This is a genomic window from Acinetobacter sp. ANC 4218, assembly GCF_002135245.1.
GTDB lineage: Bacteria > Pseudomonadota > Gammaproteobacteria > Pseudomonadales > Moraxellaceae > Acinetobacter.
In genome coordinates this window covers 1-25,931 of record NZ_NEGD01000006.1, presented here as the reverse complement: position 1 = coordinate 25,931, position 25,931 = coordinate 1, and the positions used below count along the sequence as shown (strand labels likewise).

Here is a 25,931-nt window from a genome sequence, read left to right as displayed (position 1 = left end):
GGATTATTAAAAACTTAGAAACGCATACCGATCCCCGCATAAGCAAGTATCGGGTTGACTTCAATATCTGCTTTGGAGGTAATTAATCTACCTAATTGTTCATCAGCTACTGTAATCGTGGTTTCATTTTTCATGTGGGCATAAGATACGGAACCCACTGCGAACCAGCGCTCATTAAAATCATAGGTAAAACCGACAGTTGCAATTGGGGCAATAACATCCGTTGCTTCAAGGTTGACTTGAGGATTGGCTTTACTCGGTTTGCCTTCCAGTGAAGCTCCGGCATTGCCTTGTTTGATGTTGGCAATCATATGACCAGCTGCAATCAAGTCCTGTTCTGTACGCGGATTGATTTCCAGTTCATTGAAATAAGCATACATCAAACCTAAACCAACATAAGGGCGGAATTTATTGACTCCGGTTTTACCAAAGTGATACTGGAACTCAAAGGCCGGTGTCCAGGCACGAGCCGAGGCAGCAGGTCCATGAGCTTCTAAATCGGTAATAAAGATATTGTTTTGCAAATCAATATTGAGGAATTCTAAGGGCAAGTTACCAATTTGCGGTGTTGCTACAGCCGAGAAGGGTGCATAAATCTTTCCTTTACCCTGTAAGTCAACTTTGGGCGGAATACCGGCCTTGATTTCAAAGGAAAGGTTATCGGTAAAGAAGTAATTGGTCATGATCCCCAGTGTTGTGACATCATCGGCCTCCAAGCCTGTACCTGGGTTATTCCATTGCTCCAACCCATAAATCTGTGAGCTGCCACTGAGTTCGCTTCCAAGCTGACCTCCGGTAAAAAAGCCCAAACCTCTTAAAACGGTGGCAAGTGCAGTCTGATTGACCTCCGGATTCAGGTTGTTTAGGACAGTATCAACCTGAATATCGCCATTCTTGGCAACTTCACCATTTTTAACAGCCGTATTCACCTGAAAGGGCTGGGCTTTACCCTGTGGCATGACATGTAGGACACCGACAGAAACAGAAAAGCGTTTAAAGCCATCGCCATCTTTTAAACTAAAATAATGTGAATCGGCATAGCTTACAGCGGGTAGGACAGCAAGAGATGACATCATACAAAATAACGTTTTTTTCATTCAGGGACTCCATGTCCATTTTGCGATTATTCATTTTTTTTGTTCACATTTCTTATTCTATATTTAGAGAAAAATCATTTTGTTACTCAAAAATATTAATTGGGTAGTATTCATGTAAAAATTTAACTGTTTTGTTTCAGTAACATGAAGAAAAATAATTTTATGTAAGCTGCTGTTTTTGCTAATGGATAAAGTTTTTGTAGGTTAATAACAGGTAGGAATTGAGATGATATTTATATATTTTTAATGTATTAATAGCGTTGATATAGGGGCTGATGTGGTCAATGCTGATGACGATGCAGTTAAAAATAGATCATCGCTGGCATAACTAAAGCAATTGACTCAAGTGATTACACCATGAGCTAAAATCCTATCTCGCACTGAGAAGCATTTTTCCGTACAATATGCTGCAGCAATCCTTGAGTGAATCATATGAGCACCCAAAATACGCCCAAGAAAAAACCCTTGGTTAATTTACCTTTTTCGATGAAAAAAGCAGATGAGAATTCTTCCGATGAAGTCTTAGAAGATTTACGCCCTAAACCGCAGCGCTATGCTGATCGTACATGGATGCCACCACGTGGTACACGCCGTTCCATGGGCAAGCGTTAAGTTCTTCATATAAAAAATAAAAAAGCCATGGTCTGACCATGGCTTTTTTATTGCCGTTAAACCAGTGTTTTGGGTATTTAATTCGAGTCAGAAAGTTGGTTTCGTCTATCATGGTTCTGATAGTAATTCTTTTTCTGGTGATACATCTCCAGGTCAGCACGCTTCAGCATATCTTCAATCCGTTCATGCGGCAAATTTGTCGCATGACCTATAGACAGGCTGATCGGCTGATTGGCATAAAATTGATTGTCCACCGACAAAAGTTCCTGCAGACTTTGCAGGCAGTTTTGTAAGGCAGCTTCATCTGCACCCGGTAAAAGGACTACAAACTCATCTCCGCCAATACGTGAGGCCGAATAGGGCGTATGCTGAATCAGCTGGTTCAGGATGTTGCCTATACGCCGTAAGACACCGTCACCTGCATCATGTCCCTCGCTATCATTCAGTATTTTCAGTCCATTTAAATCTATAAAAATACACGAAATTGGATGTAATAAATTGCGTTCAAGCCGGTTCAGTTCTGCCACATAAAAAGAACGGTTGTACAGTTGGGTGAGTACGTCGTGTTTGCCTAAATATTCAAGATAATGTTCAGCTTTTTTGCGCGCCGTAATATCAGTCAGGGCAACCTGTACAATGCTCCAGTCATCCAGATAATCCGGAAATACGGTAAATTGCAGCAGTACATGGCGAATGCTGCCATCAATTGCGTAATTGACTACTTCACGTTGATGATGCAGATGACCGTTCCACAGTTCAATCAATTGTTCCCGGAATGTTCGAACCATTTCCTCAGCAAAAACTTTATGAAGATTTTTTAATAAAATTTCTTTACTGGCTGCACCAAACAAATCGAGGGTGGCTTGATTGACATCAATGACTTTAATTTCCTTGATGCATTCAATGACAAACTCACTATGCACATCCAGAAAGGTGGCAAAATCTTCAATGCCTAATTTACGCAATTGATCCAGTTTAATTTTAATACGGCTGAAATCTTCTATCCAAAGAGAGGTTGGAGAATAAGTAAAGCGTGCCTCTGCCAGATGGCGGCTTCGTTCTTCCTTACGGCAGGCTTCAGTGTAAGAAGTGATGTCTTCGGTGGTAATTAATACCAGGGATAAATCCTGTTCATGTTGCGGCAGTACAATGCCTTTGAGCTGGATATCCAGGCGCTTTCCAGTCAAGGTATAGTTTACCGCAGAATTGGAAAAACGGGTTTCACCATTCCACAATGCAACCAGTTCGTGGATATGGGTTTTTGCCATGTCTTCTTTAAAGACTAATTGCAGGTTTTGCGATAGATGTTTAAAGTCATTGGCCTGATAAAGTTCAAGGGTTTTAGAATTGACCTTTAATAATTTAATTTTTTTTGCGCATGCAAGAATACGCGATTCATCTTCTTGCAGGAAACTGAACAGATCTTGCACGCCCTGACTACGCCAAAGATCAAATTGTTTTTTGATTTCACTATAGTCTTCCAGCCACATGGCAACGGGAGAGAGTTCAAAAAAAGGGGAGTTCAGCATGTCCATTTAAGGCGCTCATTATTTTTTAGAATTTAAGTATCAAGTATATGATGTAAAAAATGATTTTAAAATAATATGATAAGTAAAATAATATGTATTTTTAATGAGCAGGGTGTCTCAAAATAAAAAAATTAGGTAGATAAAAAAGCCAATTCAGGAACTGGCTTTCAAGATCGGGTTTATGAAATAGGATTAAAGCTTAGCGGCTGGCTCTACGGGCCTTGTTTTCTGGCTTAGGCGCAGAAATTTCACGTTCCCCTTGCCAGACATCGATAAAGTCTTTTTCGTTGATATTGTAGAGTTCAAGCAAAGCCAGGATGACTCCGCCAAACATCATTGAACCTTCTGAATGGTCTTGCCAGTCAAAAATCTTGCCGTTTAACACATGCAAAATGTCTGAAATTTCAAAATTTCGGTCCCGGCCATTACTGTCGGTTGGGTACATTTGGGTATTGAGAATAATTCGGGCGGCACTTTTTTCATTTTCTGATAAATCTAAAGAGGCAGTAATATCTTCATCTGGGGAGGAGAAAATAACCTCATCGGTAAATACTGTTCTGAGAAAATGACGGGTTAGTTTTGGTAAGGCTCTTTCTACAAAAGGGCGGAAAGAAATGGGAAAAATCACATTATGTGAAATACCCTTAAACATTGGGGCAATTTCTTCGGTTTTATAGCCAGCAATGCCGCAACCCACCGAGGTAATGAAATAGGTCATTTTCGGATGGTTTTTGGTATAAATCTTGAAATCATCAATATAGTGCTGAATTTGCGACAAGGGCATCTGTTGCAAATGCTCGTTCATGGTGGGAATGGCATAACTTTGACCTGACCAGCCACGTCCTACGCCTTGCATTGCGCCAAAATATTGCAGGGCAGTACGCGCAGCCCCACCTGCATGGTTTCCTGCCATGTTGCTGCCAAAAACAAAAACGGTATCTTCCGGTAGATTTTTGACAATACTTTCGTCATGGTAATGGTAAGTCATAGGCTTTATTGTGATCATGAGGCTTTGTCTCATGTTGCTATTGAATGCACATGCGGTCAAGACAAAAATGTTGCAATTTTCTTTATATAAGTCCCTCGCTAAATATCAGGAGATTGATATTGAATGTTGAGCTTTAACCCTCATATCATTCAAACTGCATTAGTGTATAGAAGCTGAATAATATGTCGGATAGTCATCAACCTTTTGAATTAGTGACCAGCTATCAGCCTGCGGGAGATCAGCCACAAGCCATTGAAAAATTAGTCAAAGGTATTCAAAAAGGCTATCACGACCAATTGTTACTTGGGGTAACCGGTTCAGGTAAAACCTATACCATGGCCAATGTGATTTCCCAGTTACAGCGTCCTACCATTGTCATGGCACATAACAAGACCTTAGCTGCACAGTTGTATGGTGAGTTCAAGTCATTTTTCCCGAATAATGCGGTTGAATATTTCGTCAGTTATTATGATTATTATCAGCCGGAAGCTTATGTACCATCTTCTGATACCTTTATTGAAAAAGACTCGGCGATTAATGACCATATAGACCAGATGCGCCTTTCGGCAACGCGGTCATTATTGGAGCGCCGTGATGCGATTATTGTCGCGTCGGTGTCTGCTATTTATGGTCTGGGTGATCCGAATGCTTATATGAGCATGTTGCTGCATATTGTACAGGGTGACCGGATCAGCCGTGATGACATTATTCGCCGTCTGGTGGAAATGCAATATAGCCGTAACGAACTAGAATTCTTGCGTGGTACTTACCGTATACGTGGTGAAATTATTGATATCTTCCCGGCCGAGTCGGATCAGGATGCTATTCGTATCGAGCTGTTTGATGATGAAGTCGATTCCATTCGCTGGTTTGATCCCTTAACCGGAAAAATGGTGCGTAAAGTACCGCGTGTGACCATTTATCCTAAAAGTCACTATGTCACCCCGAAGGATAATTTGCAGCGCGCCATTGGGACCATTCGTGAGGAACTTCAGGAGCGTTTAGGTTTCTTTAGGGCTAATGACAAATTACTGGAAGCACAGCGTATTGAACAGCGTACCCGCTATGACTTGGAAATGATGCAGCAATTGGGCTATACCAACGGCATCGAAAACTATTCACGTCATTTGTCTGGCCGTCCGGCAGGCGAGGCACCACCGACCTTATTTGACTATATTCCCGATGATGCCTTGCTGATTATTGATGAATCGCATGTCACGGTGCCGCAGATTGGTGCCATGTATAAAGGTGACCGTTCGCGTAAAGAGAATCTGGTGAATTATGGTTTCCGTTTGCCAAGTGCGCTGGATAACCGTCCCATGCAGTTTGAAGAATGGGAACGTATTATTCCATCCACAATTTATGTCAGTGCAACGCCGGCCAAATATGAGCTGGAAAAAGCGCAGCAGATTGCCGAGCAGGTGGTTCGTCCAACCGGACTGGTCGATCCTGAAATCGAAATTCGTCCCGTGCTGACTCAGGTCGATGACGTGTTGTCGGAAATTAATATCCGTAAGGAACAGGATGAACGCGTTCTGGTTACGACCTTAACCAAACGCATGGCAGAAGATTTAACTTCGTATTTAAAAGAATACGGGGTCAAGGTAGCTTATCTGCATTCAGATATCGATACCGTGGAGCGGACCAAGATTATTCATGAGCTGCGTAGCGGTGTACATGATGTGCTGGTCGGCATTAACCTGCTGCGGGAAGGTCTGGATATGCCGGAAGTGTCCCTTGTGGCCATTCTGGACGCCGATAAAGAAGGCTTCTTGCGCTCGGAACGTTCATTGATCCAAACCATTGGTCGTGCTGCACGTAACGTGAACGGTAAAGCCATTCTGTATGCAGATCGCATTACCGACTCCATGCAAAAAGCCATGGATGAAACTGAGCGCCGCCGAGCCAAACAGATCGAGTTTAATCAACTGCATGGCATTACACCACGAAGTACCAAGCGTCAAAATAACCAGGATATTGATACCGGTGAAGTGCTGAATGATGATCAAATTGACGAGAAAATTTCGGATCAGGCTCGTGCCTTAAGTGCCGATGAGCGCCACATTTTGGCAGACCCTAAATTGCTGGCAAAACATTTGTCCAAACTGGAAAAAGAGATGTTCAAAGCTTCGAAAGAATTGCAGTTTGAACAGGCCGCGCGACTGCGTGATGAAATAGTTCGTCTGAAGGCACAGATGCTTAGCTAGCTTGAAGATTTTCATTGCAAAATAATTAAGGTCTGTTGGCAATCCATATATGAAATGTCAACAGACCTTACATAACGCTACAGTATGGTTGGGTTGGAGTCGTTATTTTTAAATGTGTAAGCACTTAAAGAATTTAAAATTTTGACTGAAAGGTACTTTTATGACAGGCGATAATCTTCCAAAAGCGGGCTATAAACTGGCTAAAATTGCCGTCGGTGGAGCCGTATTGCTGGGTTTGGGTGTGGCGACAATGGCATATGCGCAAACCAAGCCACTACAAACGGTGGAAAAGGTTGAGCTGGATAAATATCTGGGTGTCTGGTATGAAGTGGCCCGCAAGCCGCTGTATTTTCAAAACAAGTGTGATCGTGATGTCACCGCGACCTATACCGTGAACGAGAACGGCAATGTGGTCGTAGATAACCGCTGCTATACCAAAGAGGGTAACCTCACCCAGTCGATTGGAGAGGCATTTATTGAAAATGCACCTTTTAATACCAAATTAACAGTCAGTTTCTTGCCTGAGGCGATTCGCTGGTTACCCTTCGGTCGAGGTGATTATTGGGTGCTTAAACTTGATGAAAATTATCAGACGGTATTAGTGGGGGAACCACGCCGCAAATACATGTGGGTATTGTCCCGTACTCCACAACCTGATCAGGCAGTCGTCAACGAATATTTGGAATATGCCAAGTCGTTGGGCTATGACGTGGGTGATGTGATTCATACCAAGCAGACGATCAGGTAACATACTGCATACTTTAACAAAAGTTCAAAACCATGCTTAGGCATGGTTTTTTATTTGTTAAGATAGCTTCGGTTTTAAAGTTGAATGATCCAGTATTTTGGATGGTTTCGTAAAGTCATGAAATGAAGAATCCCCTTGAGGTAAAAGATGTATAAAGGCTTGGCTTTGTCAGTATTGGCATCCGTTACTTTTGGGGTGTTGTATTTTTATACGCAATTTTTAAAACCTTTGGACAGCGAACAGACTTTTGCCTGGCGCATGCTGGCCACGCTGCCTTTCCTAACCCTGTTTATGTGGTGGTCGGGTGATTTGCAGCATATTTCCCAGATTTTTAAGCGTATGGTTAAACAGCCTGTGTTCCTGATCTGGCTGATTTTTAGCTCCCTGCTTTGTACCACACAACTGTGGCTATTTCTCTGGGGTCCCATTAATGGCCGTGGTCTGCAAGTTTCACTGGGGTATTTTCTGTTGCCTTTGGTGATGGTGCTGGTGGGTTGTGTGCTTTATAAGGAAAAACTGTCGAAATGGCAGTTGGCTGCCGTGATGTTGGCCATTTTAGGAGTAGGACATGAAATCTGGCGTATCGGCAGTATCGCCTGGGAAACGGTTTATGTTGCTTTGGCTTATCCCTTATATTTCTTTTTACGCCGGGTCTTTAAAACGGATCATTTGGGCGGTTTTTGGTGGGATTTATGTCTCATTTTGCCAGTGGCTTTTTACTTGGGCTTTATGCATAGCGATAGTCTGAGTTTAATGGCTCATTTTCCACATTTAATTATCGCGGTGATTGGCTTGGGTTTTTTAAGTGCGTTGGGACTGGGCAGTTATATGCTGGCCAGCCGTTATTTGCCTTTTGTGATTTTTGGATTGCTGAGTTATCTCGAACCCGTGCTTTTGGCCTTTGCTTCTATTGTGTTGGGGGAACGGGTTGAGACAGGAGAATGGCTGACTTATATTCCCATCTGGATTGCCGTTTTATTGCTGGTCATTGAAGGTACAATTCATATCATCAAACAAAAGCATAAACAGCGTGCACTGAATCAAAATGTGGAAAACTATCAGGATCGTTTGAAATAGACTGCATTCGGTAAACTGGGTAAAAACTCAGGTTGTTTGATTAAGCAACATTTAACAAAAAAGTATACTTTTACTTTTTAAATCGCTTTCTGATCTTTTAACAGTAAAATCATGAAAATAATTACAACTATTTTATAAATTTATAGTGAATATATTGTAAAAAGCACGTTGAACATTCAGCTTTTGATTCAAAGTTGCTGATAATTCCTTTACAATTGTCGGGTTTGAAATTTATGCCTAGATATACAATTAATTAGAGGACGTAGCTGTGAGCAAAGACACTATCATCGCCCTACATGCAGAGCACCAAGGTCGCTGGAAAAACCGTGAAGAAATCGCGGAACGTATGATTGCCCTGATTGGTCAACTATATCGTGAAAAAAATATCGTGACTTCTGTATACGGTCGTTCTTTAGTTAACCGTTCAGTAATCCAGATTTTAAAAGCGCATCGCCGTACACGTGTTATGGATGTTGAGCTTTCTGTGGTTCACACTTTCCCGATTTTAGAAGCTTTAGCTAAAATTGAAAATATTGGTTCAGCAGAAATTGATCTAGGTAAACTTGCTGTTGAATTCAAAGAAAAAGGCGGTGATGTAGACGCTTTTGTTGCTGAAGCAGTGAAATCTTTAGCAGGTAATGCGAAGGTTGTAGAAGGCAAAGATGTTGTTCTTTACGGTTTTGGTCGTATTGGCCGTATTCTTGCGCGTTTAATCATTGGCCAATCAGGTTTGGGTCGTGGTTTAAATCTTAAAGCAATCGTGGTGCGTAAATCATCTGATGGTGATTTGGAAAAACGTGCTTCATTGCTGCGTCGCGACTCTATCCATGGTCCGTTCCAAGGCACAATTTCAGTTGATGAAGAAAACGAAGCCATTATTGCAAACGGTAACTTCATTAAAGTGATCTATGCATCTAGCCCATCTGAAGTGGATTACACTACTTATGGTATTAACAATGCATTGGTTATTGATAACACTGGTAAATGGCGTGATGCAGAAGGTCTTGCTCAACACCTTCAATGCCCAGGCGCTGCACGTGTAATTTTGACTGCACCTGGTAAAGGTGACATGAAGAACGTTGTATACGGTGTCAACCAAGCTGACATTCTTGATGAAGATACTATTATCTCTGCTGCAAGCTGTACGACTAACGCCATCACTCCAACACTTAAAGTGTTAGAAGACAAATACAAAGTGCTTAATGGTCACGTTGAAACAGTTCACTCGTTCACAAACGACCAGAACCTGATCGACAACTACCATAAAGCTGACCGTCGTGGCCGTGCTGCAACATTGAACATGGTTATTACGGAAACAGGTGCTGCTAAAGCGGTTGCTAAAGCACTTCCTGCGCTTAAAGGCAAGTTGACTGGTAACTCTGTACGCGTTCCTACACCAAACGTTTCATTGGCTATTCTTAACTTAACCCTTGAGAAAGAAGTAGATCGTGAAGAAGTGAACGAATACATTCGTCAAATCTCAATCAACTCAAACCTTCAAGGTCAAATCGGTTATACCAACTCAACTGAAGTAGTATCTTCTGACTTTATCGGTTCACGTACTGCAGGTGTATTTGATGCGCAAGCAACAATCACTTCAGGCAACCGTTTAACTTGCTACGTTTGGTACGATAACGAAGTTGGTTATAGCTGCCAGGTATTACGTATTGCAGAACAGATGGGCGGCGTAAGCTATCCAAAAATTCCTGCCGAAACAAATGCATAATTTGTTAAAGTAGTAAAAGGGAGTCTCTATAGAGGCTCCTTTTTTTATGCCGTTATTTTAAGCTCATGTTATAAGCAGAAATTTTTACTGAATTTAATTAAAAAATGATACTTGTAGCCGAAATTCTAATCTGATAGCTTACAAATGGTAAGTACATTAAAAATAGTAAGTAAAAGATAAAAATATACAGATGGAGAGAGCTTGAATGAGTAAATATGCGATCAGTCCTTTGTTAGGGCAGGTGTTATCGAATGAATGTCCATCACGGGAAATATTGGAACATCTCGCGAACAAATGGTCTGTATTGGTTCTACGTTGCTTAAGTGAGGGGGTGCATCGTTTTAGTGAGCTGAAACAGCGCATTGAAGGGGTGAGTGAAAAAATGCTGTCACAAACGCTAAAAATGCTGGAACAGGATGGTTTTATCCTACGCACGGTCTATCCGGTGGTGCCACCTAAAGTTGAATATCAGCTGACCATTTTAGGCTCGCAAGCAGCGGAAAAAATGAATTACCTGATTGGCTGGTTAGAGCGGAGTTTGCCTGAGATTTTGGAGAATAAAGACCGTATTGCTAAATAAGAATTAAATTGTCTGTGTGGGTAGTCATTAGCTGGAAAGGCCGGAAATCTGGTGGTGACTTTACTGGTAAGGTATGGGACTTTGGTTATGGTCTGTATAAATTTTTCTATATTGATTCAAAGGCTTATCAGGAAGAGATTCACAGGATAAATGTTTATCTGCTTTAGAGATTAAGTCTTATAAGTTTTAAAGGAATAAACCTTGTGGTCTATTCCTTATGCTGGGTTTAAACCTTTTTCATTTGGCTAAAATCAAAACGGTCAATCAGTAAAATTCCAATCGAGAAGACCAGACTGAGTGCAACACAGCCAATCCACCCAAAGTGTTCCCATGCATATACTGCACCCAGTGAACCCAAAGCTGCACCCGAAAAATAGATGGTCATATAGACTGCATTAATCCGTGAACGTGCTTTCAGGTCAATCCGGTAAACCAGATTTTGGTTTAGTACATGAAAGGCGGTGAGGCCAAAATAACTCATCAAAACCCCAATTGCATAAACCCAAATATTCTGTTGGGCAAAGAACAGGGGAATACATGAAAACAGCATTAGAAAAATACACAGTTTTGCGACCAGATTTTCTTTACCTTGCCCCACGGTTTTGCCCGACCAGCTCGATGAATAAATCCCGATAACACCGAGCAAGCCAAACAGGCCAATTTCAAAATCACTAAAGTAGTAAGGCGCATTGCCTAGGACAAAGGTCATCGAGGTAAAGACCATCGACAAGATGCCAAAGCCCAAAGCACCGGCACAGGCACGACGGATTAAATGTGGATTATTTCGGGCAAGTGTAAACAGTGAACGGTAAATACTGCTGATGGTTAAGCCGGTTTGAGGTTGAGTATTCGGTAATTTTTTCCACATCACAACAGCAAACAGCAGGGTGATCACGCCACTGGATAAATACACACCTTCCCAGGACCAGTACGTTGAGACAAAACCGGCGAAGGTCCGTGACAGGATAATCCCCATCACTAAACCGCTCATGAGTTTTCCAACCGTTGCAGCACTGGATTCTGGTGGACTAATTGTTGAGGCAAAAGGAATCAGAACCTGAGCGGAAATTGCCCCAAAGGTGGCACACAGGGTGAAAAGATATAAGGTGTTAAGGGTGGTGCTCAATGACAGCAGAATTTGCGAGATGGCAGCAAATACCATCAAACTGACCACAAGTTTACGTTTATTTAGGAAGTCGCCTAAAGGCACCAACAGCATTAAGCCAAGCACATAACCAATTTGGGCAAGCACGACGGTTAAGCCGGCCTGACTAGTGCTAATTTTCAAACTCTTTTCAATCGAATAAATTAGCGGCTGATTAAAATAAGCCGAACCGGCACATAAACCGCAGGCGATTGCCATAAGCAATATAAATTGTGATGACAAAGGGCTGACATTTTCAGGTTTTGGCAAAGACATGATCAGGACTCAAACAACGCTGCATGCACTATAAGGAGAGTTGTCCAGATTCTGAAATAAGTAAAATCAATCATGTGATCATTAATTTATATCAACGGTTGGAAAATAATTGCTTGGCAAAAAGATCGGACAACATCAGCTTTTTGATTGATGTTTATAAAATAAGACTGAATTCAGTCATCTTCATGCGGTGCTGAATAAATATATTCGAGAAATTCTTTAAAATATGGCAGAATATGGGGTTTTAAAGTTTTTAGAGGATTGGCAGCATGCGCTTTGTTGATGAAGCAGTCATTACCGTAGAGGCTGGCGACGGTGGCAATGGCGTAGCCAGTTTTCGCCGTGAAAAGTTCGTACCATTTGGTGGTCCAGATGGTGGTGACGGTGGTCGTGGCGGTAGTATTTATATTCAGGCCGACGACGACACCAGTACCCTTGTAGATTATCGTTATACACGTAAATTCCGTGCAGAACGTGCAAAAAATGGTCGCGGTGCAAACTGTGCAGGCCGTGGCGGTGAAGACACCGTATTACTGGTTCCGGTTGGAACCACCATTGTAGATACAGAATCTGGCGATATCATCGGTGACCTGGTCGCTGATGGTCAGCGTGTATTGGTTGCAGCAGGCGGTGAAGGTGGTTTAGGGAATACTCACTTCAAATCTTCGACCAACCGTTCACCACGTAAATGTACTCATGGTGCCAAAGGTGAATTCCGTGAAGTGCGTCTAGAACTTAAAGTATTGGCGGATGTTGGCTTGCTCGGGATGCCTAACGCAGGTAAATCGACCTTTATTCGTGCGGTTTCTGCTGCAAAACCAAAAGTTGCAGACTATCCATTTACCACTATGGTGCCGAATCTGGGCGTGGTAGATGCCGACCGTCACCGTTCATTTGTGATGGCCGATATTCCCGGACTGATTGAAGGTGCATCTGAAGGTGCGGGTCTGGGTATTCGTTTCCTTAAGCATCTGGCGCGTACCCGTATTTTGTTGCACATTGTCGATGTACAACCGATTGACGGTTCAGATCCGGCACACAATGCCAAAGCAATTTTGAATGAGTTAAAAAAATTCTCTCCAACACTTGCTAAATTGCCAGTGGTACTGGTGCTGAACAAGGTTGACCAACTTGACGAAGATACGCGTGAAGAATGGTGTAAGCATCTTCTTGAGGAAATGCAATGGACAGGTCCAGTATTCAAAACTTCAGGCCTCATGTCTGAAGGGACTAAAGAAGTTGTGTATTACCTCATGGATGAAATCGAGAAACAACGTGAACTCGAAGCTGAAGATCCAGAATATGCAGCACAATTAAAAGCGTTCCGTGACCAGCTTGAAGCTGAAACACGTGAACAAACCATCGCAGCGAAAGAAGCGTATCGTGAGATGCGTCGTCAACAGCGTCTTGCCGGTATTCTAGGTGATGACGACGATGATGATGAAGACGGTGATGATGGTGAAATGGAAGTGTACTACGTACGTTAAGCTCTGCAATAAGAGTAACTGAGGACAAGATGATAGAAGTGGTAGATGGGCAACGTCAGCTCAAGGCTTGTAAACGAATCGTTGTTAAAATCGGATCATCTTTACTCACAGCAAACGGAACAGGGTTAGATCTGGATGCAATTTCGCATTGGGCGAAACAGATTGCAGATCTGCACAATGCAGGACATGAGATTATTCTTGTGTCTTCCGGTGCTGTGGCTGAAGGTATGGTGCGAATGAAACTTGAGAATCGACCCACTGATCTACCCAGTCTTCAGGCTTGTGCTGCCATTGGTCAAATGGGGCTGATTCAAACCTGGTCGAGTGTTCTGGAAAATCATTCCATTCAAACGGCGCAGGTTTTACTGACTCACGATGACCTGGCAGACCGCCGTCGCTATCTCAATTCATGTGATGCCTTACAGAACCTGATTGACTGGCGTGTGATTCCGGTGATCAATGAAAATGACACGGTTTCTACTGACGAAATCCGCTTTGGTGATAACGATACCTTGGCCGCTATGGTGGCAGGTCAGGTGCATGCAGATTTGCTGATTATCCTGACCGATCAGCAAGGCATGTTTGATTCAGACCCGCGTTCTAATCCGAATGCCAAACTGTTCCATACCGTGCGTGCTTTGGATGAAAGCCTGTTTGATATGGCCGGTGGTGGCGGTAAATTTGGTCGTGGCGGTATGCTGACCAAAGTCCGTGCTGCACGTCTGGCAGCAAAATCGGGTTGTCCAACCCTGATTGCCAGTGGTGAAAGTGATAATGTGCTTGCTCGCTTAATGTCGGGTGAATTGTTAGGTACTTTGTTTATTACTGACAATGACCGTATTACCGCACATCAGCAATGGTTGGCGGCACATCTACAAACGGCAGGTCGTCTGGTTCTTGATGATGGTGCAGTCAAAGCGATTAAAGACAATCACCGCAGTTTGTTACCTGTAGGGGTAAAAGCGGTGGAAGGTCACTTTGAGCGTGGTGATGTGGTGGAGTGTGTAGATCAAGAGGGTCATCGCATTGCTGTTGGTCGTGTCAACTTCAGTTCGCGTTCTGCGGAAATTGTCAAAGGTCTGGCATCGGATAAAGTACATCAGGTGTTAGGCGAAGCACGTTCGCTAGAGATGATCCATCGTAACCACATGGCGATCTATTAAGTTTTATAGATTCAAAAAAATCCCGCTTTAGAGCGGGATTTTTTATATCTATCTAGCAAGTTAGCCAGCTTAAATATCTTTCTGGTTCACTCGTTTTGACAGCTCTTCCGCACTTTCAACCCGTTCAAAATATCGGTCACAGTTGTATTATCACGAAGACGATGCAACTGCAGTTGAAGCAGTTCAATGTGCAAAAGAATTGGAACTCAGTAATGAAACAGAAGAAGACATTGATGTGATATGTCCTGATAATGAAGGTGATAAAAGTGTGATTCCTGATTGGATTGCACTGACGCGTGTTGATGAGGTGGGTGGTGCAATATTCACAACTGAACAGGTTGAAGAAAATTTCACTCAATCGCTCGCAGATCAGGTGTTTTCTGAAGTTTCTGGACTTAAAGGTTTGCAATAATTTGCTGAAAAACAGGAAAAGGAATTGAATACCGAGACGAATTCTGTGCAGAGTTAGTTCTGAATGGCGTCAGTGATCAAACAATAGCTGAGGCAGAAAAATTCTTAGCTATGAGGAATTTATGTTTTGGTCAGGTTACCGAAAAAACGAGGTTTGTTATTTGTCGGTAGACGAATTGAGCAAGCCTTCGGAAATTTCTCAAAAGTATATCTATCGTCGAAAGGTGCGAAAGATGTAGATGTAACATTATTTATGTCGAATTAAGATCCTCCTATGGTGAAAGGGTTGACTTAGGCTGGTTCCTTTATGCTATTCCAATGTAGTCTAGTTTCTTTTTATTCAATAAATTAGTATCTTATTTTCTTACTATAAGGGGGTATTATGAAAAAATTATTAGCATTAAGTGCTTTGGGTTTAGCTGTATCTGGTTGCACATCAATTCAGGTTAAAAATAACGAAGGATTTCAGCCAAAGACCGTTAAGCAAATATGTGTGATCAATAATCCTAAGGTTACAATTGCCGGATTTGATGACTCAATAGTTCGTAGTTTCGCAAGATACAATATCAATGCACGCATTTATCCTGAAAATTCCAAACCGGCGTTATGTGAAACTACGATGAACTACACTGCATTGCGCACATGGGATGTTGTGACCTACATGAGTTATGCAAAATTCACATTAATGAAAGAAGGGCAAGTTGTTTCTGAGGCTGAGTTTAAATTGAAAGGCAAAGGCGGTCTGGCTTTGAATAAATGGCGCAGTACAGATACAAAGATTGATGAGCTAGTAGATGAGCTTGTTGATGTCAAGAAATAGAATAAATTAGCGGTGGCCATCATCACCTTTAGGCCGTCTCACACTTGATTGAACTGTAAAGATAGAGGGGAGAAGATTAAGAGCAACACTATCAGCAAAAACCGTGTGTTTACACGGTTTTAAATGAATCTTAAATATTTACTTAAACTGAATCGAACCATTGGCATTCACGGTAATTTTTGATTCACCGGCCTCAACATTTTGCGCATCAGCGGCCTCAGCACCTGCAAATTTCGCCATGTTGGCACGCATCATCACCGGTTGTGGATAATAGTTATTGGTATTTAGGTTGAGGTTAACCAATTGATAGCCTGATTTATTCCATGCCGAAGTCAACATTTGTGCGCGTTGCTGAAAGTTTTTCGATGCTTCCACCATCAATTCATTTTCCACTTTTTTACGTTGTACATCGGAAACGGTAAAGTTGATCGACTGGGTTTGGAAGTTTTGCTGTAATTCGCTGATTAACTGGCTGACGGCTTTAAAATCGGTACTTTTTAGGCGAATTTCAGCCCGGCCACGCCATTCTTTCAATTTCTGACTGTCATTGTCATACACCGGATAAGTGCTCTGTGTACCCGTTTCAACTTTCACTTGCGGGTATTTTTTCGATGCTGCAATGGCTTGATTCATGAGTTGTGTGATGAGTGCAGAAAGTTCAGCTGGCTGCTTCTTGCTTCTTTCAATATATAAAACCGCATACATTTCATCATTGGAAATCTGGCGAGTGGCTTCAGCCTGGACATTGACTAAATTATAATTCAGCTGCTCTGTTGGCTGCGCAAAGGTAGCTGTTGAAAGTAGGCTAGTAAGTACCAGAGAGGATAGAGTTAAATATCGCATTATTTTTACCTATTTTTTGTAAAGAAAAGTTCAGCTTTTAATAAACATGGTATCGCTACTTCATGAGGATTTTTTGTAGACTTTGTGTCAAGATTGTAAATGGTTTGATTGATCTTATAAAAAAGGCTTTTAAATAAAATATTTAAAAATTAATTACTTAACTTGATTTAACTTGAACGGTTACGTTCATTCAATCTTTTGCATAAAAAAAGTATAAAAATAAGGTTTTCTTTAGTCTGTCACACTGTAAGATGATAATTCAATCTAAGAATTGGCTTGATATATTTTTTTGATCGGTTTTAGGCAGATAAAGTCATAAAACTTGTTTATTTTATTGAAAAATTCTGTATCATCCGCCGTTTAGTTATGATGTATAAATCAAGTCGTCAAACTAGATTCTATAAAGCACCGAGTCAAAGGACCACAAGTCACCCGACTTATTTCTTTCAACCCATATCAGAGATGGTAATTCGATATGAGCGTTTCTTCTGTAAATCCTGCCACTAAGTCTACTAACGAATACTATTTGACTCGCCAAAGCCAGATGGAATCCAATGTTCGTAGCTATCCACGTAAATTGCCGTTAGCGATAGCAAAAGCCTTAGGTTGTTGGGTTACTGATGTTGAAGGTACAGAGTACCTCGATTGTTTAGCTGGGGCAGGAACATTGGCTTTAGGCCATAATCATCCTGCGGTAATTCAAAGTATCCAAGATACGCTAGCAAGCGGTCTTCCATTACATACTTTAGATTTAACGACACCTTTAAAAGATGCATTTACTGAAGCATTACTTGAACAGCTCCCTGGTGGGAAGGAAGAGTATTGCCTACAGTTCTGTGGTCCGTCTGGTGCAGACGGTACAGAAGCAGCAATTAAATTAGCAAAAACTTATACTGGTCGTAGCTCAGTGATCAGCTTCTCAGGTGGCTATCACGGTATGACACACGGTTCTTTGGCAATGACAGGTAACCTGTCTGCGAAGAATGCAGTCAATGGCTTGATGCCAGGCGTACAGTTTATGCCATATCCGCATGAATACCGTTGCCCATTAGGCATTGGCGGTGAAGCGGGTGTTGATGCCTTGACTTATTATTTCGAAAACTTCATTGAAGATGTAGAAAGCGGTGTAACCAAGCCAGCAGCTGTGATTCTTGAAGCGATTCAAGGTGAAGGCGGTGTGGTGACTGCACCGGTTAAATGGTTGAAGAAAATCCGTGAAGTGACTGAAAAACACAATATCGTGTTGATTCTTGACGAAGTTCAAGCAGGCTTTGGACGTTCAGGCAAAATGTTTGCTTTTGAACATGCGGGTATTGAACCTGACGTGGTAGTAATGTCTAAAGCTGTAGGTGGTAGCTTGCCACTTGCAGTACTGGGTATTAAACGCAAGTTTGATGCTTGGCAGCCAGCAGGTCACACTGGTACTTTCCGTGGTAACCAGTTGGCGATGGGTACAGGTCTTGCGACCATCAAAACCATCAAAGAACAAAATCTTGCACAAAATGCGCAAGAACGTGGCGATTTCTTACAAGCTGAATTGAAAAAATTAGCAGTAGAATTCCCATGTCTCGGTAATGTACGTGGCCGTGGTTTGATGATCGGTATTGAAATCGTTGACGAACGTCAAAAAGCAGATCATATGGGTTCATTCCCAGGTGATTCTCAATTGGCTGCTGCAATCCAGGCTGCATGTTTCGATAACAAACTGTTGTTAGAAAAAGGTGGTCGTAACGGTACTGTGATTCGTTTACTTTGCCCGCTTATCATCACCCAAGACGAATGTGTTGAAGTGATTGCCCGCTTTAAGAAAGCAATTGCTGAAGCGCTTGTTGCAGTTCGAGGTGCATAAGGCATGGTAGATTTTGCAGAACATCGTAAAGCGTTATTCTGCAATGATGCAGGTTCTATTGCTGACTATCAGTCAGCAATGGACGAAGCGGTAAAAGCCGTTTCTGCATGGTTGCAAAACGACAAAATGTACACTGGTGGCAGCATTAAAGAGCTACGCAGTGCGATTGCATTTCATCCTTCAAAAGAAGGCATGGGTCTACACAAATCGCTTGAGCGTATGGTTGAGCTTTTCTTAAACAAAAGCCTGAAAGTTCATCATCCGCACTCGTTAGCACATTTGCATTGCCCGACCATGGTGGCAAGCCAGATTGCAGAAGTATTGATTAACGCAACTAACCAGTCTATGGACTCATGGGATCAAAGTCCTGCCGGTTCATTGATGGAAGTGCAGTTGATTGACTGGCTACGTCAAAAAGTTGGCTATGGTTCAGGTCAGGCAGGTGTATTTACCTCTGGTGGTACCCAGTCGAACCTGATGGGTGTGCTGCTTGCGCGTGATGCTTGCATCTCTAAAAACTGGAAAGACGAAAACGGCAATCCTTGGTCTGTTCAGCGCGATGGTATCCCTGCTGATGCGATGCGTAATGTCAAAGTCATCTGTTCTGAAAATGCACACTTCTCTGTGCAAAAGAACATGGCAATGATGGGTATGGGCTTCCAGTCTGTAGTCACTGTTCCTGTAAATGAAAATGCACAGATGGATGTGGATGCTCTGGAAAAAACTATGGCGCACCTTCAATCTGAAGGCAAAATCGTGGCATGTGTTGTTGCAACAGCAGGTACGACTGATGCTGGTGCGATTGATCCATTGAAAGAAATTCGTGAAATCACCAACAAATATGGCGCGTGGATGCATATCGATGCGGCATGGGGTGGGGCACTGATTTTATCGAATGACTATCGTTCAATGCTGGATGGTATCGAGTTGTCTGATTCAGTGACACTGGATTTCCATAAGCATTATTTCCAAACCATTTCTTGTGGCGCGTTCTTGTTGAAAGACGAAGCGAACTACCGTTTCATGCATTATGAAGCTGAGTACCTAAACTCTGCTTATGATGAAGAACATGGGGTGCCGAACCTGGTGTCCAAGTCATTACAAACAACACGTCGTTTTGATGCGTTGAAATTGTGGATGACTGTTGAAGCATTGGGTGAAGAGCTTTATGGTTCAATGATTGACAATGGTGTGAAGTTGACACGTGAAGTGGCTGATTACATCAAAGCGACTGATGGTTTAGAGCTTCTGGTTGAACCTCAATTTGCATCTGTGTTGTTCCGTGTGGTTCCAGCAGGTTATCCAGCAGAATTGCTCGATACATTAAACCAAAACGTGGCAGATGAACTGTTTGCCCGTGGTGAAGCGAATATTGGTGTCACTAAAGTGGGTCAAGTTCAATCCTTGAAGATGACGACTTTGAGTCCTGTTGCGACTTTAGACAACGTGAAAAACCTGCTTGGCCTTGTGCTTGCAGAGGCTGATCGTATTAAAGGTCCAATCGCTGATGGTACATATACACCAGCAATTGATTAATTGATTGTCTGTGTGAAAGGAGGAGACCATACGGTCTCCTTTTTTGTGTGTTTAAGATTGTACAACCTCATTTGATTTATGAGGTATCAATATTGATCTGATTGGAAGAGATGTGGTTGAAAAGTTTTGCTTTAAATTCAAGCTGTAAATTGCAGACTAAAACCTTTTAGAGAGCAGTATTCTGCAAGCAAGTCTCAGTCATGTTCTTTAAATATCATGTGAGCGGGTCAATCAGGATTAAAATTTTTAATTGTTTTAATGTTTATGGTCATATCATTGTCATTATTTATTTTTGACTATATGACAAAATCATGTTGTATGAATTTCAGAGATTTGGACAAGTGGTGGTAAAAATTAGAGTAGTGTAACTTTGAGAGGGGAAAGTGAAAGCCTGATACAGATAGAAAAGAAATCCAGAAACAGAACATTTTTATTGTCTGTACATAGAATAAACACCCTGCAAGTAGAAACAGAAGGCATGAGAAAATGACAGATTTAAGAAATATTACAAATTCGTACTCAAAAACAATGTTTGAATAATATTTTTGATTGGTTTTTAGTTGTTGAATTTAAAAGATATTTTTAAAAATCCTACAAAAGAAATGAATTATCATAAAAGCGTCACAAAGCTGTAACTTGATTGTCATATTCTAAAATCAAAATGCAATCATCGAAATAAGTACAAAACTTTATAAAAAGTAGCGTACTTCAAAATTGCATCTATTGAAGAGAGAAAAGAATGCGCTTAAACCACATCGCACTTGCTTTAGCACTTTCAGGGGCAGCTGTAGCAACAACAGCAAATGCAGCTCGTGACACCATCCAGATTGCTGGTTCTTCAACTGTTTTGCCATATGCAAGTATTGTAGCAGAAGAATTTGGTAATACTTTCCCGCAATTTAAAGCACCAGTTGTTGGTTCTGGTGGTACATCTGGCGGTTTAAAACAATTCTGTCAGGGTGTAGGTGACAATACCATCGACATCGCCAATGCATCTCGTAAAATTAAAGATACTGAATTGGCTGCATGTAAAAAAGCTGGCGTAAACCAAGTAATCGAAGTTAAAGTAGGTTATGACGGTATTGTATTCGCATCTAACTCAAAGAAAGCAGCTTATAAATTACGTCCACAACATGTATTTGCTGCACTGGCTGCACAGTTGCCTTCACAAGGCAAATTGGTTCCAAACCCGTATACACGCTGGAATCAAATTGACAAAGCACTTCCAAATGAACCAATTACATTGGTAATTCCAGCTTCAAACCACGGTACGCGTGAAGTGTTCCAGGAAAAAATGGTTGAAGCAGGTTGTGAATCTTACGCATATTTCAAAAACTTAGACAAAGATGCTCAGAAGAAAGCATGTTCAAATTTCCGTAAAGACGGAAAAGTCATCGAAATTTCTGGCGATTATACTGAAACACTTGCACGTTTAAAAACTTCTCCAAGTGCAGTAGGTGTGTTTGGTTTAGGTTTCTATGACCAAAACCGTGACAAATTACGTGTAGCTACAGTGAACAATGTGATTCCATCAGAGAAAACTATTCTAAATGGTTCTTACCCGGTATCACGTCCATTGTACTTCTACGTAAAAGGTGAGCACCTTAAATCAATCAAAGGCTTACAACAGTATTCGGAGTACTTCCTGAATAAGAAAGTTTCAGGTAAAGGCTCTAAACTGGAAAAAGCTGGTCTGATTTCTATGTCAGACAAAGAACGTGCCAAAGTTCTTGCAAATTTGAAAGCCGGTAAAGCGGTTAAGTAATTAGGATAAATGAGCTGACGGTAGAATAATTTCTACCTTCGGCTTTTTTGTATAGACAAGTTTTTCAAAGCATGAAAATTGAAAAATGCTGGAGAATACATGAATCTGCTACTTATGGGCGTGTTGTTGGCATTAATTGCCATCGCCTATCAAATCGGGTTATCCAAAAGCCGTAACCTAGCAGGTAAGGGAAATAACACTGCAAAGTTGCACTCGCGTCCTGGCTATTACGGGGCACTGGTGGCTTTATGGTGTGGTATCCCTGCTTTTTTAATTTTACTGGTTTGGAATATTGTCGAACCGAACATTCTGCGCCATGTGGTGTTAAATAATGTTCCTGCAAACGTTGCAGCGACATTGGATCGTGCTGGCATAGAAGTGCTCATTGATCGTGTTAAAGCGATTGCTTCGGGTTTTGGTGTGAGTGATCAAGCCGCAGCCTATGAAATTGCAGCCGCACAGCAACTCGCGAAAATTGAAACGATTAGTTCTTTTGCCAAACTGGCTTTAGTGATTTGTGCCGCTTTGGCGGGTCTGGTGATGGCTAAAAAGCGCATTGCCCAGCAATATCGTGCCCGTAACCAGGTTGAAAAAATCATTAATTGGGGCTTGGCTCTATGTTCCGGTGTGGCCATCTTAACCACCATCGGCATTGTACTTTCGATGTTTAGCGAAGCCATGCGCTTTTTCCATTTTGTCAGTCCGATCGATTTCTTTTTTGGTACGGAATGGAACCCTGGATTTAGCACTTCTGGAAATGCAGAAGGCAGTTATGGCCTGTTGCCATTAATCTGGGGAACCCTCATGGTGAGCGGAATCGCCTTATTGGTTGCGGTTCCTGTTGGACTGATGATTGCTATCTATCTGGCTGAATATGCACCTTCAAGTTTTCGTGCCTGGGCAAAACCTGCCATTGAAGTTTTAGCCGGTATTCCAACCATTGTTTATGGCGTGTTCGCATTGATGGTGATTGGTCCGTTCTTCAAGTTGCTGGGCGAAAGCATTGGACTACACATTAATGCAACCAGTGCCTTAACTGCCGGTTTTGTCATGGGGATCATGATTATTCCGTTTGTATCTTCACTGTCGGATGACATTATTACCCAGGTGCCACGTGCACTACGCGATGGTTCATTAGGCTTAGGTGCAACCAAGTCTGAAACCATTCGTCAGGTGGTTCTGCCTGCTGCACTGCCGGGGATTATTGGCGCATTCCTACTTGCCGCATCACGTGCGATTGGTGAAACCATGATTGTGGTTCTGGCAGCAGGGAATAGTCCATTATTGCATGTCAATCCGCTAGAAGCCGTATCTACAGTTACTATTACCATTGTGAACCAGTTAACCGGCGATACCGACTTTGCCAGCCCGCAAGCTTTGGTGGCATTTGCATTAGGTCTGACGCTGTTTGTCATTACGTTAGGTTTAAACATTGTTGCACTGTATATCGTGCGTAAATATCGCGAGCAATACGAATGAGTACATCAAATACATCTTCTATGGGGCAAAGCTTTGACCCACAAGCTGCAGCTGAATTACGCGAAAAACGTAAACAGAGAATTGCCAGTTCTTTAGCCAAACGTCATCGTAAAGAAAAGACATTCCGTATTTTAGGTTTTTCTGCAGTTGTGACAGGTTTGTTCTTTGTGGTGCTTTTGTTCGGAAGTATTTTAGCGAAAGGCTTACCTGCATTCTGGCAAAGCAGTCTTTCTGTACCGGTCTATTTCGATCCTGCCATCATTCAGGTGGGTGCAAAACCTACGCAGAAGGATGGCGAATCTCCAGCCCAGTTTGCAGAGCGTACCATTGCCTGGCAAACCGAAATGGGCATGGTGGATTGGGATGCCTTGATCGTTAATGGCATGATTGCAAAAGATCCTTCAATTGCCTCAAAACGTGATGATTTATCTGCTTTGTATACCAGTTCAGAGGCCTATCGCTTGCGTGATATGGTAATGGCTGATCCAACGCTGATTGGCAAAAAAGAAGAGATCAAGATTCTGGCCGATGCCAATGTCGATGTATGGCTAGCAGGTAATATTGATCGCAGTTTACCTGATGACCAGCAACAGCTTAGTCCTGAAATTCGCCAGCTTGCCGATGATTTAAAAGCCAAAGGTGTGATTGAGAATAGCTTTAATACCAATATCTTTACCAATCCGGACTCACGCAGTTCACCTGCAACTTCTGGTCTTGCAGGTGCATTCATGGGCTCAGTGTTCATGATGCTGATCGTGATTTTTATCTCGATTCCGATTGGTGTGGCATCAGCGATTTATCTTGAAGAATTTGCGCCTAAAAATTGGATTACAGATGTTGTTGAAGTGAATATCAATAACCTTGCAGCGGTTCCTTCGATCGTCTTTGGTTTGCTCGGCGCTGCAATTTTTATTGGCTGGATGCATTTACCCCTTTCTGCACCATTGGTCGGTGGTCTGGTACTGAGTCTGATGACCTTGCCAACCGTGATTATTACCACACGTGCATCACTGAAAGCAGTGCCACCATCCATTCGTCAGGCGGCATTGGGCCTGGGTGCTTCCCGTGTACAAACGGTATTTCATCACGTGCTGCCTTTGGCGCTTCCTGGTATTTTAACTGGTGCCATTATTGGGGTAGCACAAGCCCTCGGTGAAACCGCACCCTTACTTCTGATTGGGATGAGTGCTTTTGTAGCAAGCGTGCCAGCGACACCACTCGATCAATCTACTGCATTACCGGTACAAATTTTCTTATGGCAGGGTAACGAATTACGTAACTTCTTTGAAGGACGTACTGCTGCCGCAATTATTGTCTTACTGGCGCTGATGGTTGGTTTGAACAGTCTTGCCATCTGGTTACGTAAGAAACTTGAAGTGCGCTGGTAAGTGAGGACAATATATGAATACTGTAACAGCTATGACACAAGCAAATTCCTTAGAACAGGATGAATCCGTGAATCCAGAACAGAAACAGTTTATCGCTCCCGAAGTCGATCAAAAACATCCTGGTACTTCATTTGTTTCTCAATTCGATACTCATACTTCAACGAAAAAAGAAAATGAAACATCGAATGTTAAAATAAGTACTTCAGATGTCCATGTTTACTATGGCGAAGCAGAAGCCATTAAAGGTATTGACATCAATATCTATGAAAATGAAGTGATTGCCTTTATTGGTCCATCGGGATGTGGTAAATCAACTTTCCTGCGTACCTTAAACCGTATGAATGACACCATTGATACCTGTCGCGTGACCGGTAAGGTGATGCTTGATAATCAGGATATCTATGACCCGAATCTGGACGTGGTTTTACTGCGTGCACAGGTTGGTATGGTGTTCCAGAAACCGAACCCATTCCCGAAATCAATTTTTGATAACGTGGCGTATGGTCCTAAACTGCATGGTTTGGCGCGTGATAAATACGACCTGGAAGAAATTGTGGAAAATAGCCTGCATAAAGCGGGGCTGTGGAATGAAGTCAAAGACCGTTTAAACCAGCCGGGTACAGGTCTTTCAGGTGGTCAGCAGCAGCGTTTATGTATTGCGCGTACTATTGCGGTGAGTCCGGAAGTGATTCTGATGGATGAGCCATGTTCAGCGCTGGACCCAATTGCAACGGCTAAAATTGAAGAACTGATTTCAGAACTTTCAACCCAATATACCATTGCGATTGTAACGCACTCGATGCAACAGGCTGCACGTGTATCTGACCGTACTGCCTATTTCCATTTGGGTGACTTGATTGAAGTCAATTCGACTGAAAAAGTCTTTACTCAGCCAGATCACCAATTGACTGAAGCGTATATTACCGGTCGCTTCGGTTAATCTGAACACCATTTCTAAAAAGAGCCGTAAGGCCACTGCTGTCCCACAAATATCACAAGAAGAACCTCAATTGAGGTTCTTCTTGTTTTCGCCATTTTTTATCAGGCGCAAAGAGTGACCTTAAATGTTTCCTTTCAAATAAATTGACCTGAATAATTCGCAGTAAACGCTGAACACTCCATTCTTCTTGTGCCATGTGTTTAGCGAAGTTCACCAGTAAATAGGCGATTAATGCAATCCATATTTGCGTTTGTATCGCATTGCGG

General features: G+C 42.2%; 21 protein-coding genes and 2 pseudogenes. 16 read left to right on the top strand and 7 right to left on the bottom strand.

Features of this window, described 5'->3' with window-relative positions:
* Positions 1 to 14 precede the first annotated feature (14 nt).
* On the bottom strand, positions 15 to 1,097 hold the full coding sequence (locus B9T38_RS07130) for an OmpW/AlkL family protein (RefSeq protein WP_086196128.1): 1,083 nt from the start codon (positions 1,095 to 1,097) through the stop codon (positions 15 to 17).
* A 432-nt stretch (positions 1,098 to 1,529) separates the two neighbouring features.
* Here B9T38_RS07130 and B9T38_RS07125 point away from each other — a divergent pair, with 432 nt between their 5' ends.
* Complete coding sequence (locus B9T38_RS07125; RefSeq protein ID WP_086196127.1) at positions 1,530 to 1,709, top strand: hypothetical protein; 180 nt, start codon at positions 1,530 to 1,532, stop codon at positions 1,707 to 1,709.
* A gap of 77 nt (positions 1,710 to 1,786) precedes the next feature.
* On the opposite strand, the gene B9T38_RS07120 is transcribed toward B9T38_RS07125, so the two are convergent.
* Positions 1,787 to 3,244, bottom strand: a complete 1,458-nt coding sequence (locus B9T38_RS07120) for a sensor domain-containing diguanylate cyclase (RefSeq protein ID WP_086196126.1) — start codon at positions 3,242 to 3,244, stop codon at positions 1,787 to 1,789.
* Between the two features lie 193 nt (positions 3,245 to 3,437).
* The gene (locus B9T38_RS07115; protein ID WP_086196125.1) at positions 3,438 to 4,226 is read right to left on the bottom strand and encodes an A1S_2505 family phage non-structural protein; all 789 of its coding nucleotides are present in this window, start codon (positions 4,224 to 4,226) and stop codon (positions 3,438 to 3,440) included.
* 182 nt (positions 4,227 to 4,408) lie between these two features.
* Between B9T38_RS07115 and uvrB the strand changes: the two genes are divergently transcribed.
* The 5 genes from uvrB to B9T38_RS07090 all read left to right on the top strand — a co-directional run bounded on the left by uvrB (position 4,409) and on the right by B9T38_RS07090 (position 10,564).
* Positions 4,409 to 6,433 carry an excinuclease ABC subunit UvrB gene (gene uvrB / locus B9T38_RS07110; RefSeq protein WP_086196124.1) on the top strand — a complete coding sequence of 675 codons (2,025 nt, stop codon included), beginning with the start codon at positions 4,409 to 4,411 and terminating at the stop codon, positions 6,431 to 6,433.
* Positions 6,434 to 6,593: 160 nt separating this feature from the next.
* Positions 6,594 to 7,181, top strand: coding sequence for a lipocalin family protein (locus B9T38_RS07105; RefSeq protein WP_086196123.1), 588 nt, complete (start codon positions 6,594 to 6,596; stop codon positions 7,179 to 7,181).
* 147 nt (positions 7,182 to 7,328) lie between these two features.
* A complete protein-coding gene (rarD, locus tag B9T38_RS07100) occupies positions 7,329 to 8,258 on the top strand; it encodes an EamA family transporter RarD (protein ID WP_086196122.1) in 930 nt (309 codons plus the stop codon).
* Positions 8,259 to 8,526: 268 nt separating this feature from the next.
* On the top strand, positions 8,527 to 9,984 hold the full coding sequence (locus tag B9T38_RS07095; RefSeq protein WP_086196121.1) for a glyceraldehyde-3-phosphate dehydrogenase: 1,458 nt from the start codon (positions 8,527 to 8,529) through the stop codon (positions 9,982 to 9,984).
* Between the two features lie 205 nt (positions 9,985 to 10,189).
* Positions 10,190 to 10,564 (top strand): winged helix-turn-helix transcriptional regulator, encoded by a 375-nt coding sequence (locus tag B9T38_RS07090; RefSeq protein WP_086196120.1) that lies wholly within the window; start codon positions 10,190 to 10,192, stop codon positions 10,562 to 10,564.
* Between the two features lie 226 nt (positions 10,565 to 10,790).
* Here the strand turns inward: B9T38_RS07090 and B9T38_RS07085 are convergent, their stop codons facing one another.
* Positions 10,791 to 11,984: an MFS transporter gene (locus B9T38_RS07085; RefSeq protein ID WP_086196119.1), complete on the bottom strand. Its 1,194-nt coding sequence runs from the start codon at positions 11,982 to 11,984 to the stop codon at positions 10,791 to 10,793.
* A gap of 269 nt (positions 11,985 to 12,253) precedes the next feature.
* On the opposite strand from B9T38_RS07085, the gene cgtA reads away from it, so the two are divergent.
* Positions 12,254 to 13,471 (top strand): Obg family GTPase CgtA, encoded by a 1,218-nt coding sequence (gene cgtA, locus B9T38_RS07080; protein WP_086196118.1) that lies wholly within the window; start codon positions 12,254 to 12,256, stop codon positions 13,469 to 13,471.
* Positions 13,472 to 13,500: 29 nt separating this feature from the next.
* On the top strand, positions 13,501 to 14,634 hold the full coding sequence (proB, locus tag B9T38_RS07075; protein WP_086196117.1) for a glutamate 5-kinase: 1,134 nt from the start codon (positions 13,501 to 13,503) through the stop codon (positions 14,632 to 14,634).
* Between the two features lie 69 nt (positions 14,635 to 14,703).
* Here the strand turns inward: proB and B9T38_RS17190 are convergent.
* Positions 14,704 to 14,781: pseudogene (locus tag B9T38_RS17190) on the bottom strand (arsenical resistance protein ArsH); the annotation flags it as partial.
* On the opposite strand from B9T38_RS17190, the gene B9T38_RS07070 reads away from it, so the two are divergent.
* Together B9T38_RS07070 and B9T38_RS07065 are read left to right on the top strand one after the other, a co-directional pair.
* Positions 14,777 to 15,046: a hypothetical protein gene (locus tag B9T38_RS07070; RefSeq protein ID WP_086196116.1), complete on the top strand. Its 270-nt coding sequence runs from the start codon at positions 14,777 to 14,779 to the stop codon at positions 15,044 to 15,046. The pseudogene B9T38_RS17190 and the gene B9T38_RS07070 sit on opposite strands and share 5 nt — an antisense overlap.
* Before the next feature lie 381 nt (positions 15,047 to 15,427).
* Positions 15,428 to 15,865, top strand: a complete 438-nt coding sequence (locus B9T38_RS07065; protein WP_086196115.1) for an Sbal_3080 family lipoprotein — start codon at positions 15,428 to 15,430, stop codon at positions 15,863 to 15,865.
* Between the two features lie 138 nt (positions 15,866 to 16,003).
* On the opposite strand, the gene B9T38_RS07060 is transcribed toward B9T38_RS07065, so the two are convergent.
* Positions 16,004 to 16,708 (bottom strand): SIMPL domain-containing protein, encoded by a 705-nt coding sequence (locus B9T38_RS07060; protein WP_086196114.1) that lies wholly within the window; start codon positions 16,706 to 16,708, stop codon positions 16,004 to 16,006.
* A gap of 475 nt (positions 16,709 to 17,183) precedes the next feature.
* Here B9T38_RS07060 and B9T38_RS07055 point away from each other — a divergent pair, with 475 nt between their 5' ends.
* From B9T38_RS07055 to pstB, 6 genes are all read left to right on the top strand, one after another.
* Positions 17,184 to 18,557, top strand: a complete 1,374-nt coding sequence (locus B9T38_RS07055; protein ID WP_086196113.1) for a diaminobutyrate--2-oxoglutarate transaminase — start codon at positions 17,184 to 17,186, stop codon at positions 18,555 to 18,557.
* Between the two features lie 3 nt (positions 18,558 to 18,560).
* Positions 18,561 to 20,093 (top strand): pyridoxal phosphate-dependent decarboxylase family protein, encoded by a 1,533-nt coding sequence (locus B9T38_RS07050; protein WP_086196112.1) that lies wholly within the window; start codon positions 18,561 to 18,563, stop codon positions 20,091 to 20,093.
* A 739-nt stretch (positions 20,094 to 20,832) separates the two neighbouring features.
* Positions 20,833 to 21,858 carry a substrate-binding domain-containing protein gene (locus B9T38_RS07045; protein WP_086196111.1) on the top strand — a complete coding sequence of 342 codons (1,026 nt, stop codon included), beginning with the start codon at positions 20,833 to 20,835 and terminating at the stop codon, positions 21,856 to 21,858.
* Positions 21,859 to 21,957: 99 nt separating this feature from the next.
* The gene (gene pstC / locus B9T38_RS07040) at positions 21,958 to 23,337 is read left to right on the top strand and encodes a phosphate ABC transporter permease subunit PstC (RefSeq protein WP_086196110.1); all 1,380 of its coding nucleotides are present in this window, start codon (positions 21,958 to 21,960) and stop codon (positions 23,335 to 23,337) included.
* Complete coding sequence (gene pstA / locus B9T38_RS07035; protein WP_086196109.1) at positions 23,334 to 24,725, top strand: phosphate ABC transporter permease PstA; 1,392 nt, start codon at positions 23,334 to 23,336, stop codon at positions 24,723 to 24,725. The genes pstC and pstA overlap by 4 nt, the downstream gene beginning before the upstream one ends.
* A gap of 13 nt (positions 24,726 to 24,738) precedes the next feature.
* On the top strand, positions 24,739 to 25,665 hold the full coding sequence (gene pstB, locus B9T38_RS07030; protein WP_086196108.1) for a phosphate ABC transporter ATP-binding protein PstB: 927 nt from the start codon (positions 24,739 to 24,741) through the stop codon (positions 25,663 to 25,665).
* Between the two features lie 52 nt (positions 25,666 to 25,717).
* Here pstB and B9T38_RS07025 read toward each other — a convergent pair.
* Positions 25,718 to 25,931: pseudogene (locus tag B9T38_RS07025) on the bottom strand (IS4 family transposase); the annotation flags it as partial.